A 13,596-nucleotide genomic window follows, 5' to 3' on the forward strand; every position below is an offset into this window, starting at 1 on the left:
ATTCCACTCTCTTTCGCAAGAAGACATATGTACTAATTCCCTTCAACGATTTTCGATCTAATTTTTTTATATTATGCGATATAGTTCGATTCGGTGTCAAGAGGTATTTTTAAAAATAAATAGAGCCACAAGTTACTTGTATGAAATTATTGCCCTACTGAATGAAAATACAAATTGATATAAGTTTAACTCATATTCATAAACATAAAACCTTAAATTATAGTGTATATATTTACATAATGTCGAATATAATTAATTTTTATCTTTTAGTGTTGCAAAAAGGAATATATTCTCTTAGAATGTTTCTTTATATTGCACAGGGATGTTATTCTTATTCTAAGAAAATAATATCAAACCGATATAATTGATTATAAAAGGAGCAAGATTGAGTTATTATGGATAAACAAATTGGATTCATCGGTTGCGGAAATATGGGAATGGCTATGATTGGCGGAATGATAAACAAAAATATAGTGTCTTCAAATCAAATTATTTGTTCAGATTTAAACACTGCTAATTTAAAAAATGCTAGTGAAAAATATGGGCTAACTACAACTACCGACAACAATGAAGTAGCTAAAAATGCTGATATTTTAATTTTATCAATCAAACCAGACCTATACGCGTCAATAATTAATGAAATAAAAGAAGTAATCAAAAACGATGCTATCATCGTTACGATCGCTGCTGGGAAAAGTATTGAAAGTACTGAAAATGCATTTAATAAAAAAGTAAAGGTTGTAAGGGTAATGCCTAATACTCCTGCTCTTGTTGGAGAAGGAATGTCTGCATTATGCCCGAATGAAATGGTGACAGAAAAAGATTTAGAAGATGTACTAAACATTTTCAATAGTTTTGGTCAAACAGAGATCGTAAGTGAAAAATTAATGGATGTTGTCACATCCGTAAGTGGTTCTTCACCAGCTTATGTATATATGATTATAGAAGCGATGGCAGATGCTGCTGTACTAGATGGTATGCCAAGAAATCAAGCATATAAATTCGCTGCTCAAGCTGTGTTAGGCTCTGCAAAAATGGTACTAGAAACAGGAATACATCCAGGTGAATTGAAAGATATGGTTTGTTCTCCTGGTGGAACGACAATAGAAGCTGTAGCAACATTAGAGGAAAAAGGATTACGAACAGCGATTATTTCAGCTATGCAACGTTGTACGCAAAAGTCTGTTGAACTATCTGGTCAAACTAAAAAATAAAACTATAAAAGAGATTACGTTAGCTATGAATTCACATAATTTTAATTAAAAATTCACTACATGATAAACGGCCAAACTCATATAAAATTGAGCTTGGCCGTTCCGCTTTTTAATTATATTAAAATAATTTAATTCAAATCTTCTTTAAAGGTTCTATTTTATCCCTTACCTATTCCCTACTATGATTGTGTAATTTTATTAGAAACTAATAATTTTTCAATGCATTTCGGTAACATATCTATTAGTGTTTCAAATGCGTAGTTTACATCTAGACGTTCTGTCCATTGATGTGCATCTTTTCCTACCGGCCCCATATTTAATACTGGAACATCAAACTCTTCTAATTCCTGAAGCGGAATTGAATAACCTTTATCCCATAATGGCATATTGTCTACAAGCGAACTCATTGAATCCAGTGGATACTGCAAGCCTACATAGCTTAAATCTGAAATCCCCCCAAAATAATTTTGGTTTTCAAATGTAATCTTATGATTGTAGTGTGCATACTTTTCCATTTCTACAACTACCTCTTTTATTAAAGGATTGTTGCGTGAACTCACAGCTGGATAGTACGGCGGAGCGAAGAAAAGTACAATCATCGGTGCCTTTTCTTTACATAAAATCGCTAATTTATCTACTAAATCAATCGTTACCGCACGATCATCTTTATCTTCTCTATTTTTTATAATATTAGATTGAATATGATTTATTTTTTCTTGTCCATGTTGCTCAATTGCATATGTGATAAGCTCTTCATAAGTTAATACATTTACTTTGAGATTAGGTGGTATAAATGGATTATATTTAGAAAAACGATATGCATGTTTTTCATACGACTCTTCTATTTTCTCTGCTACTTTCGTTACTTTTTGACGTAACAATGAAACTACATCTGTCATTGATTTTTCTAATAAAAACAAATTAAATAATGTAACTGCACGATGCGGAATTTGTACAGAATAATCCTCTTTTAAGTCCCTTTGAAGTAAGTTAGTTGGCGGAGGACTCGCTTCCCCTTCTACAATGTCACAAAGGTCTGTGTTTAACTCTAATTCTGCTGTTATTAATGAAGCCATATAACTCCCATTTAAGCCTGCAAAAGGTTCACCTACATGTGTCTCTTTTCCATAGCAAAGAAAACCAGGTAATACTTTACCAATAGAGCCAGTGTAAATATACTTATTTTGGTCACCAGGATGTCTTGAAAACATAGGCTCTGAGTTTAAGACCGTTTTATAATCTAAGTTATGCTCTCTAGCTAAATCTAACAGTCTTGGAACAGCGGCCCTCATCCCTACAGAATTCACTTCTTCATCTGGTACAGCCAATAAAAGAACATTCCCATCGAATCTTCCTTCACATGCTTGTTCAATCATTGCCATTTGTAATGCGAGGCCGCATTTCATATCCATTGTTCCTCTACCAAACAGCCATTCCCCATGTTCTATATCTTCACGTACATGGTCTGGAAGTTCATCTTTATGAGAATAAAACATAGATGTTAACTTTTTAGGATTAAATGCATCTTCTTTCCACACTCCGTAATCTTGTACATCTACAACATCAAAGTGACTTACTAGAATTACAGTATTTTTTGTACTATCGCTTTTCTTTACTAGTGCTGTAACAAAATATCGTCCGTCCCCTGTCGGATTTTTTTGTAAATGATGCGGGTTTTCTTTGAAGTACTGTAAATCAGATAACTGTTCCACAACAAAGTCTGGCAATATTACTTCAGCTTCTGAACCGGTAATACTAGGAATTTCAACAAGACCGCTTAATAATTGAATCAATTGTTCTTTTGATTGCCACTTTGACATATAAATCCCCCTATTTTTCCGCATTATGAAAACTAATTCCATTATATGAATAAAAAAATGACGACAGCTATCAAAATTATAGTTCTGATGTACTGCCGATTTTTATTGATATTTCATGAGCCGCTTGTTTTACCTTGCTAATAAGAAAAGATAGTCGATCATCATTAATACGATGACTAATTAACCCAACACTTAATGCTCCTACTACTTTATGATTAAATCCGATAATAGGTGCAGCTACTGAAGCTGTCCCTTCTGTTTTTTCACCATAACTGACAGCATATCCTTCATTTTTTATTTGCTTTATTTGATTAAGAAGAATTTGCTTTTGTTCTGGTAATGAAGAAAGTAAATTTTCTACAATATGTTCCATTTCATTCGTTTTCATATTGGCAAGCATCGTTTTATTTGCGGCACCAATTGAAAGTGGAATTTGTTCCCCTAGATTATCGATAACTCGAATTTTTAAAGGACTATCAATTCTTTCAATGATAATAGAATGTGTTCCGTTTGGAATATTTAAATAGACACTTTCCTCCACTTCAGCAGCTAAACGTTTCATCACTTCTCTTGCAACAGATCTGTAGTCTACCTTCTCCAATTGACGTAACCCTATTTCCATCCACATTGGTCCAATTTTGTACTGTTTTGTCTCTGAAATTTGTGTAACTAACCCATGCTCCATTAAAGAGTTAAGTAATCTATGTACTGTACTAACCGGGAGATGTGTTCCATCAGCTATATCAGAAATAGCCCAATACTCTTTTTCATTTGTAGAATTCAATAATTTAATAATACTTATCGCTCGATCAATGGACTGTACCATAACTCGCCTCAACTTTACTCGTAATATGTTAGTATGCTTAATTAACTATCAATTTAGCAAACATTCGAAATGAAATCAATCTATTTATTTAATTTTCTAACAATAAAAACATATCACTAACAAAGAATTGAAAACGCAAACAAAAAAATATTGACTTTTCTTTTTAATTATCTGAAAATTATAACAAGATTTCACATCACGGAATACATTCCATAATACGGAAAAACATCAAACTTTATTCTATCACCTATGAAAGTGAGGAAAACAATGGCGCAAGTAAGCAATACAAACAATGAATTAAAACGGACGATGAAAAGTAGACACTTATTCATGATTGCACTCGGTGGTGTGATTGGAACGGGGTTATTTAACGGATCTGGCTTTATTATAAGTCAAGCTGGACCTGGCGGATCCGTACTTGCCTTTATGGCCGGTGGATTATTAATGTATTTCGTTATGCTATGTCTTGGTGAACTTGCTGTAGCCATGCCTGTTTCAGGTTCTTTCCAAGAATATGCCACTAAGTTCATCAATCCTGCAACTGGCTTTACAATCGGATGGTTGTATTGGTTAAGCTGGGCGAATACGACCGGTCTTGAATTTACAACTGCCGGCATTACAATGCAGCGCTGGTTTCCTGATATTCCTGTTTGGGTTTGGTGTTTAATATTTGGCGTTACAATCTTCACTATTAACGCATTATCTGCTCGTAGTTATGCAGAAACAGAATTTTGGTTTTCAAGTATAAAAGTATCTGCCATTATCGCTTTCATTATTCTTGGCGGCGCCGCTATGTTCGGTTTTATTGATTTAAAAGGTGACGAACCCGCTCCGCTATTATCAAATTTCGTAAATCATGGTGGTTTATTCCCAAATGGACTTGCCGCTATTCTTTTAACAATGGTTACAGTCAACTATTCCTTCCAAGGTACAGAACTTGTTGGAATCGCAGCAGGTGAAAGTGAAGATCCAGCAAAAACTTTACCTCGTTCTATTAGAAATATTATATGGCGCACAATGTTTTTCTTCGTCTTAGCAATCTTTGTTCTTGTTGCTTTAATTCCTTGGGAAGAAGCTGGATTAACAAAGAGCCCATTCGTTGCTGTTTTTGATAATATCGGTATTCCATATGCAGCTGATATTATGAACTTTGTTATTCTTACTGCTGTTCTTTCTGTTGCAAACTCAGGACTATACGCTGCTACTCGAATGCTTTGGTCTTTATCAAAAAACGAAATGGCTCCAGCCTTTTTAAAGAAATTATCATCACGTGGGATTCCTCTCAACGCTTTAATCATGACGATAGCTATTTCTGCTTTTTCTCTTTTGACAAGCGTAGTAGCTGCTGAAACGGTTTACTTATGGCTCATTTCAATTTCCGGAGTCATTACCATTATTGTTTGGATGTCAATTTGTGTTTCTCAATTCTTTTTCCGCAAACATTATTTAGCAGACGGTGGAAAATTAGAAGACTTAAAATTTAAAACACCACTTTATCCACTCGTACCAATTCTTGGTTTTGGATTGTATGGCATTATATTAATCAGTCTTATTTTTATCCCAGAACAACGACTTGGAATCTATTGCACTGTACCATTTATCATCTTTTGCTATACCTACTATCACTTTAAAGTTAAGAAAAGAATATCTACTAACACTCATAGTGAAAGTAAAATTAGCGAGACTTCGTAATATTTGACGATACATAAAAGACCACACGTGGCGTTTCACTTCATGTGTGGTCTTTTATCGTTCCTTCTCTCATTTCCCCCTACTATTGAAAGAATTATTTATAACACTTTAAGTTCTGGATTGCTCAGGTGAACTTTTGGTTGAAAAATGAGCATTTCTATACCTTTCCCAAAATTTCAAGTTCTGCTAATGATGTTGTAGAAAGTGTTAATGTAGTAAATACTATAATACTAGCAATTACTATTTTTACTATTCATAAGTTGATGATTCTGCTTACTATTACTGTTTTGTTTTGATATATTTAATATATATTTAAAGACAGACAGGAGTTAGATACGATGATAAAAGGTTTTGGAGGAATATTTTGGAGAACTAAGAATCTTGATGTTATAAAAAAATGGTACAGTGAAGTGTTGAAACTTGATATAGAAGATTGGAATGGAACTGTGATTAAACCCCAGTTAGGAAATGAGACCATCTTTTCTTTCTTTACAGAGAATGACAATTATTTTCCAAAAGAACAACAAGTGATGTTAAATTTCGAAGTACATAATCTAAACGAGACTATAAAGCATCTTGAGAATATTGGTGTACCTCTTGAGAAGAAAGAAGAAATCAGTGAATTTGGAAAGTTTATTTGGATTAAGGATCCTGAAGGTCGATTGATCGAACTTTGGGAGAAATAGTGGATTCTACTTATTTACTATTAAGTTAACAGCTGCGTTAATACATCAAGGTAAATAAAAAAGTCGATTCCTTTAACTCCACAGGAAATCGATTTTTTTGTGGAGTTAAACTTCTTAGCTTTGTAAATCCTCATTTTTCAAATTCTACCCTATGGCCACCAACTTAAAAACATAAAAAAACGCTATTCTTACGAAAAGAATAGCGTTTTTCATTATTTAAATATGATTTCATCTGAATTTAATAGATATATCCCCTCTCCTACAAAAGTAGTAGAGTGTTCATTTAAACACTTACTACCTCAGTGGGATTTATCACATTCCAATTTCAATATAATAGTAAATAGGTATATCGGATATAGATGTACATTACTAGGCTTATACATATTTCAACTTTAGAATTACATTCACTATTTAATTGGTAGTTACAAATAAAGAAAGGAATGATCATAATAATACAGAACATATACGAAACTCATTTACATGTAAGAAATTTAGAAAACGCAATAAATTTCTATCAAAACAAGCTAGGATTAACGTTAGCAAGAAAATTCTCCAAAAGAAGAGTGGCTTTCTTTTGGGTCGGAGAAAATAAACAACAAATGCTTGGACTATGGGAAGTACAAAACATTGAAGACTTTGAGCCGAGACATTTTGCTTTTGGTGTAAATTTAGAGTTTTTAATGACTTCTAAAGCGTGGTTAGAGGAACGTGGAATAGCAGTGATAGGAAGTCAAGGAAAAGGAAATCAAAAGCCAATTGTCCAAAGGTGGATGCCTGCTGCAAGTGTATACTTTCTAGATTGTGATGGAAATAAATTAGAATTCATTTCTATGTTACATGAGAATCCAGATGAATTAGAATATGCGTCCTATTTAAGTGTATGGAATGAGGAACACCAAGAAAAATGAATGGAATTTCCGTTCAAGTCTTTTCTTATTTTTGGATATAATGTTGTACGATTCCCATGCCCATCAACTTAAGAATTTAGAATTCCCCCCCCAAAAACGAAATTTCGTCACAAGTTGTCACAAAATTTCGTTTTTGGGGGTAGTTTTATTTTCTTAGCTTGATTTCGATGAGCGGTACCCCATAAAGGCCCCTGATACATAATTGATGTTCTGCTATTTGTAGAAAACAATCCACTTATACCATTTTAACAAGAAGAAATATCTCGTCCATGTTGTAATATTGGCTTACGTTAAGCTTGTGAAAAAATCATATTCATGTATAATACAATTGATGTATGATACAATAGTTGTAGGAGGGTGACCTTTTTGAAAAGAGAAGATGCCTTAAAACTAAGAAAAGATATTAAGAAAATGATTATAATAACTGGGGTTTTTGAATCTCAAAAATTGCCCAATGGACCATTTGAAAAACCTTTACCAACTTCTCAAATGATGGCGTTAGAAGAACTAGAGGTGGAAAAATTAACTGTTTGGCAACTATCCAATAAACTTAGATTAGAGACTTCAACTGTAAGTAGATTGGTAGATAAGTTAGTAAAAAAGGGGCTTATTTATCGTGAAGTAAATGAAAAAAATAGAAGAGAACTTTTTCTGCACCTCACAGAAAAAGGTCACATAACTGTTAATTGCTTAAGAGAGCAATCCATTACATTTTATCAAAGTATTCTCAATAATTTATCAGAATCAGAACAAAAAATAGTTGTGGATGGTTTTGAATTATTTATTGATTCTATTTCTAAGCCTTTTGATTAGAGTGAGGTAAGTCATAACATTTGGAGGATAAAATGAGTTTGCATTTTGAACGTCCTATTATTGAATTAAAAGAGAAATTTGATGAATTAAAGAAAATTATGAAAGAAAATAATGTAGATTTATCGTCAGAAATTCATGAATTAGAAAAACGTTTAAATAAAATGCAAGATAAAATTTATTCTAATATTACACCTTTTCAACGAGTTCAAATTGCAAGGCTACGTAATCGACCCACGACATTGGACTATATACCTTTATTGTTTACAAACTTTCTCGAACTTCATGGTGATCGATTATATGGTGATGATAAAGCAATGATAGGTGGTATTGCAAAATTTAAAGGAATGCCCGTTACGGTTATTGGTCATCAAAGAGGTAGAAATACAAAGGAAAGTATAGAAAGAAATTTTGGAATGGCACATCCAGAAGGTTATAGAAAAGCGCTAAGACTTATGAAACAAGCTGATAAATTTAATCGCCCTATTATTACATTTATTGATACAATAGGCGCCTATCCAGGGATAGGGTCTGAAGAACGTGGAATTTCTGAAGCGATAGCTCGAAATCTATTTGAAATGACTACACTTAAAGTGCCAATTGTTTGTATTGTAATTGGAGAGGCATCAAGTGGTGGAGCTCTTGGCATTAGTGTCGGTAACCATATCCATATGTTAGAGTATTCATGGTACTCGGTAATTTCGCCCGAAGGAGCAGCATCTATCCTATGGAAGGACGCTAAGTATGCTCCAGAAGCTGCTGAACATATGAAAATTTCAGCAAAAGATTTAAAACATTTAGGAATTATTGATGAAATCATTCCTGAAATTAAAGGTGGAGCACAAAATGATATACAATCACAGGCAAAAATGATTGAATCTGTAATCGAATCATCTCTAAAAAAATTGATACTATTATCCTCGGAAGAGCTTATACAACAGCGATATGAAAAGTATAGACAAATAGAGAATTATAAATGAAAGTATTTAAAGTCCGTATTACATTTCGGAGGATTATCGCAAAAAAATTCTAAATATTTTTGCAAGTAACCTCTTAAACTGGGATATGCTGATACTATCATTCTACAAAAGATGTGTGATCGGTATGGAAAAGGATAATTTGTTCTAATGGATCAACGTGGTGTGTACTATATACCGCGACTCAAATTAAACAATAGGATATATGTCAAAAATGAATTTCCTGAATACTTTCGAAACGGAACAATAAAAAAACAATATCAGTACATCAAAGTTGATTTAGAGCACATCATGGATACCTTAAAATCAGGACAGTCCTATGAAATAAAAGAAGCTTATATTGGAAAGGATAAAAAACTATTCACTCGGGTGATTATGTATCGATTTACAGAAAAACAACTTCGTGAGCGTATGAAAAAACAAGTGTACACAGAAAGTACACTTTGTTTTCATTTTTAAGTTGATAGGCATGTGTACCCCCCCTTTTTGCTATTAATTTTCGTCGGATTTATGAACAATTATCATAACGGAAAATTCATGACAACTCCATTTGTTAACATAATGTATTTACTGTCAACTTACATTTGTACTTACATACAAGCAATTTTCTAATCTGCTTCAATTATAATTTGAATCATTTAATTTTTCTTCTTATCTGGCATCTACTCTTTAAACAAAAACTCCCCTTAAATCGAAAATGATTAAGGGGAGTTTTATATACGATGCAATTATAGTTCAGATTTCACTCGAACAGAAACATTATTTTTAATTATATTTTTGACATCTTTAAAGCTAACAAAATTGTTACTTTTCTCATCCCAAAGACGGAAACGTAGTGATTGTAAGCTTGTAGCAAGCGTAATCGTTGGTACATTTTTTAACGGAAGCGTATTATTGTGTGCCTCTTCTAGTTTATAGTTAGGTACTCTTGGGCTTAAATGGTGTACATGATGGAATCCAATATTACCAGTTAAGAATTGCAAAATTTTAGGAAGCTTATAAAAAGAACTTCCTTCCACTGCCGCTTTCACATATTCCCAATCTTTATCCTCTTCAAAATAAGAATCCTCAAATGTGTGCTGTACGTAAAACAACCAAATACCTATTGAACCTGCTATTAAAAATATAGAACCATGTACTAAAAGAAACGATTGCCATCCAATTGCCCAGCAAAGCATTCCTATAATAGCAACGATTAAAATATTCGTTAAATAAGTGTTCATACGTTCTTTTTTTCTAGCACCTTTTCGGTTAAATCTATTTTTAAGCAGGAAAACATAAATCGGGCCTAACCCAAACATAACGAATGGATTGCGATATAAACGATATGCTAAACGAAGTCTAAATGGTGCTGCTACATATTCATCTACTGTAAGCGTCCAAATATCTCCTGTACCCCTTTTATCCAAATTACCACTCGTAGCGTGGTGAATAGAATGCTCATGCCCCCACTGATCAAATGGGAATAATGTTAAAACACCCATACACGTTCCAACTATTCTATTTGCACGTCGACTTTTAAAAAACGAATAATGGGTGCAATCATGAAAAATAATGAAAATCCTTGTCATAAATCCAGCGGCTAACAATGCTGGAACTAATGTTAACCAATAAGAAACTGACAAACTTTTATAAGCAAGGTACCATAAAATAATAAATGGCACGATTGTGTTGATCAGTTGCCAAACACTTTTTTTAATCGTTGATTTTTCAAAAGGAGCAACTTGTTTTTTTAAATTTTTAGTATTTTCTAAGGTCATTGTTCTAATTCCTTTCCTTTTTGTTGCTAATTCATATTATAGCACACTATTAGTATCAGGTGTTAAAAGTAGCTATAATAAATATTTTATACTATAAAAATCTCTTTTTTCTTACTCATTACTTACAAATTTCTTACGTCCAAAATAGCTTCTATAATTGGACAAACGGAGCATTATATATATCAAAGAAACTTCGAATTTTTCCAATAAGTACATAAAAAAACAGAGAGTTTTTTCACAAGAAGAAAAGAGCTACCATAAGTCAATTTCACCGACTTATGGCAGCTCCTCTTCTTTTCACCTTATTTTATCGATGAAGCCAAACTGCACCTGCAGACTTGTCTTCAGCTTGGCCTACCACTTCAAACTTCAGTCCTAATTTTGGTAACTTACGTCCTGCATCAGGAATAATGCTGTTGATGTATTGCTTAGAATCATCAAATTTCGCCACTCCTGGTAATCCTTTATAATCAAAGATACCGCGAGTTGGTGAATTTACTTTCCATGCTGGCGTTTGATCAAATGAGAATGCCGCATCGGCAATTTGATAACGCGTACTGCTCTTCACAGTAGGTTGTCCGTTTAATGTCCCTACAATTGCCTCTGGATGAGAATCTACAACTCCTAAGAACCCTTCACCTGGATGAACGCCTACCCAGTTATCTGTAAAGCTTTGATCCGCATACCATACAACCATTCCTGTATTAAATACTGGGCCACGTGCATGTTGTAACGCAGTGTCAGAACCAGCGTAATTTCTCCACTCTACATAGTAATTATGTTTTTTCTGTTCAAATCCGTTAGACACAGTAAAGCCTTTTAACGTCATTGCTGGCTGACCTTCTGCATCATCAGAGAAAACAACTTTTCCATCTACAGTTAAGGCTGCATTATCTAACGCAAATCCTTTATAAGCTACTGCAATATCTGTTAAGTACTCAAATTGCAGTTTTACTTTTTTTCCTTTGAATTGGCTTAAATCGTATGATTTATCAACCCATTTACCATCAGTTGTATCCGCGCCGCCTTTTACATCTTTTTCGCCCATTCTATCAATGCGTGTCTTCGTTCCATCTTCTGCAATCGCATATACGTCAAGGAAATCATACTTCGCTTCAAGTTCGTAAAATGCCTTATAATCGAACTTAGCATCCTTTGCATTTGTTAAGTCAAATACTGGCGTCTCAAGTGTTGTATGAATGTCATTTCCTTTTGTACTATAATAGAACTTCTTACCAAACGCCGATTCGATATTTTTTATATCTTTGTCCGGCAAGTTAACACGAACGATTCCAGGTCGTTTAGATTTTGTAGTACTTTGATCTACATATGTCGCAACACCGATGCCTTTGCTAAGTTTGTCATAATCTACTTCAAGGATATTCGCCCAATTCCCCTTCATATTCTTTTGGAAAAACTCTTTATTTTGTGGTGAGAAACTCGTTGGCTCTGTTCCTGCAATTTTTCCAGCCCAGCTACCACCACTCATAATAGACCATGACTCAACAGGTTCACCTTGTCCTGAGTACTTTGTATCATATTCATCTGGTAAGCCTAAATCATGGCCATACTCATGTGCAAACACACCAACCGCTCCGTCTTCAGGCTCGATTGTATAATCGTATGCAGCCATCTTTCCGCCCCAGTTCGAAACAGAAGATTTCGTGCCATCAATTGCATATGGTTTTGAACCGAGTTTTGAACGATGTGACCAAATCGCATCATCTTTCAATTTACCGCCGCCAGCTTCTTGACCAACGCCAGCATGTACAACCATTAAATGATCAATAATTCCATCTGGCTCATTTTTATTTCCATCACCATCTTGATCGTATTGATCAAATTGGTCATAGTCTGCTAAATTGATTCCTTTTGCTACCGCTGCTTTTAATGCTTCTTTCACAAAATCTTTTGGTCCTAAAGGCCCCTTGTTATCATGACCAGTACCCGCATCAGCACCATAATCTGATGCTTTTCCTGGAACAGTAAGCCATTCTGTTACAGTCCCATCAACTGTATAGCTACCACCAGATTGTTCTTCATAATATTGCTTAAATGTGTTAATCTTCGATCCATCAAATAAAGTGAATGGTTCATCACCAAATAACATTTTTTGATAATGTTCACGATTAAAGTCCTTAGAATACATGTATCCTGGCTCTTGATCAATATTGTTATGCTTAAAATCGCTAAATTCTACAAGTAAAACAAGTACTTTATCTTTTCGAACAGCTCCATTGTATTCTTCTTGCTTCGCTGATGTAGTAGGTACTTTTCCATTTAATTTCCCTGGATTTAATGCTGCACCTTGTCCAGCTACTGGGCCTACTTCAGGCTGCTGTGCCTGTTCATTTTCCTTCATTTTTGCATCTTTTACTTTTTTCATAAAATCAGAAGCTTCTTGTGTAAGACTATCTCCTGTTAAGATTTCTTTCCCAGGGTTTTCCCCTTTCTTTTTCTCAACATATTTTTCGACAGCTTTTGACGTCTCAGCTTGTGATGCAGATTGATCAATTACCCCCCGTTGTTTTAGCGCTTCTGCCAAACGCTCCTCCGGTATTAAGTGCTCATCTATTGGTAGAGATGATGTTGGTGTCTCAGCATACGCTGCGTGACCTCCAAAAGCAAACGTACTACTTAGTACCACTGCTGTTGTTAATACCGCTAATGGTTTTAATTTCTTTTTCTTTTTCAATGTATTTCCTCCCCAGTGTCTGCAAATTATCGTTTTTTGCCGATAACAACATAATATTCGTTATAATACGAATATTCAATCTTTTTCAACAAATAAAATGTTGAGAAATATTTTTTTATGCAGAGTGAAATACAAAAGATAGAAAAACAAACAGGCTCTCCAATAAATAACAGTGAACTTTTATATGTTCTTAGTTACAATCAAAATC

Annotated in this window: 10 protein-coding genes, 1 pseudogene and 1 other annotated feature (1 of these 12 running past the window's edge); of the genes and pseudogenes, 7 read left to right on the forward strand and 4 right to left on the reverse strand. The window is 34.0% G+C overall.

Annotated features, from left to right (window positions below; genetic code table 11):
- Window positions 1-55, reverse strand: a binding site (T-box leader); it reaches 156 nt to the left of the window's first position.
- Window positions 56-395: 340 nt separating this feature from the next.
- Window positions 396-1,214, forward strand: a complete 819-nt coding sequence (gene proC, locus ACTJJY_RS07940; protein WP_000360725.1) for a pyrroline-5-carboxylate reductase — start codon at window positions 396-398, stop codon at window positions 1,212-1,214.
- 179 nt (window positions 1,215-1,393) lie between these two features.
- Here proC and ACTJJY_RS07945 read toward each other — a convergent pair whose 3' ends face one another.
- Together ACTJJY_RS07945 and ACTJJY_RS07950 are read right to left on the reverse strand one after the other, a co-directional pair.
- Complete coding sequence (locus ACTJJY_RS07945) at window positions 1,394-3,058, reverse strand: M20/M25/M40 family metallo-hydrolase (protein ID WP_140155489.1); 1,665 nt, start codon at window positions 3,056-3,058, stop codon at window positions 1,394-1,396.
- Window positions 3,059-3,110: 52 nt separating this feature from the next.
- Complete coding sequence (locus ACTJJY_RS07950; RefSeq protein ID WP_000250751.1) at window positions 3,111-3,860, reverse strand: IclR family transcriptional regulator; 750 nt, start codon at window positions 3,858-3,860, stop codon at window positions 3,111-3,113.
- 267 nt (window positions 3,861-4,127) lie between these two features.
- On the opposite strand from ACTJJY_RS07950, the gene ACTJJY_RS07955 reads away from it, so the two are divergent.
- The 6 genes and pseudogenes from ACTJJY_RS07955 to ACTJJY_RS07980 all read left to right on the forward strand — a co-directional run.
- The gene (locus tag ACTJJY_RS07955; protein WP_016081145.1) at window positions 4,128-5,552 is read left to right on the forward strand and encodes an amino acid permease; all 1,425 of its coding nucleotides are present in this window, start codon (window positions 4,128-4,130) and stop codon (window positions 5,550-5,552) included.
- Between the two features lie 338 nt (window positions 5,553-5,890).
- On the forward strand, window positions 5,891-6,238 hold the full coding sequence (locus ACTJJY_RS07960; protein WP_016081144.1) for a VOC family protein: 348 nt from the start codon (window positions 5,891-5,893) through the stop codon (window positions 6,236-6,238).
- A gap of 449 nt (window positions 6,239-6,687) precedes the next feature.
- The gene (locus ACTJJY_RS07965) at window positions 6,688-7,146 is read left to right on the forward strand and encodes a VOC family protein (protein WP_141241136.1); all 459 of its coding nucleotides are present in this window, start codon (window positions 6,688-6,690) and stop codon (window positions 7,144-7,146) included.
- A 366-nt stretch (window positions 7,147-7,512) separates the two neighbouring features.
- On the forward strand, window positions 7,513-7,959 hold the full coding sequence (locus tag ACTJJY_RS07970) for a MarR family winged helix-turn-helix transcriptional regulator (protein WP_095690649.1): 447 nt from the start codon (window positions 7,513-7,515) through the stop codon (window positions 7,957-7,959).
- Between the two features lie 32 nt (window positions 7,960-7,991).
- Window positions 7,992-8,936, forward strand: a complete 945-nt coding sequence (locus ACTJJY_RS07975; RefSeq protein WP_000052088.1) for an acetyl-CoA carboxylase carboxyltransferase subunit alpha — start codon at window positions 7,992-7,994, stop codon at window positions 8,934-8,936.
- Window positions 8,937-9,083: 147 nt separating this feature from the next.
- Window positions 9,084-9,371, forward strand: a pseudogene (locus tag ACTJJY_RS07980) (IS4 family transposase); the annotation flags it as partial.
- A gap of 290 nt (window positions 9,372-9,661) precedes the next feature.
- On the opposite strand, the gene ACTJJY_RS07985 reads toward ACTJJY_RS07980, so the two are convergent.
- Together ACTJJY_RS07985 and ACTJJY_RS07990 are read right to left on the reverse strand one after the other, a co-directional pair.
- On the reverse strand, window positions 9,662-10,693 hold the full coding sequence (locus tag ACTJJY_RS07985) for a fatty acid desaturase (RefSeq protein WP_000171496.1): 1,032 nt from the start codon (window positions 10,691-10,693) through the stop codon (window positions 9,662-9,664).
- Window positions 10,694-11,000: 307 nt separating this feature from the next.
- A complete protein-coding gene (locus ACTJJY_RS07990; protein WP_440605341.1) occupies window positions 11,001-13,388 on the reverse strand; it encodes an immune inhibitor A domain-containing protein in 2,388 nt (795 codons plus the stop codon).
- Between the last annotated feature and the right edge of the window lie 208 nt (window positions 13,389-13,596).

The organism is Bacillus sp. 22475, from assembly GCF_052044835.1.
Classification (GTDB): Bacteria; Bacillota; Bacilli; order Bacillales; family Bacillaceae_G; genus Bacillus_A; species Bacillus_A cereus.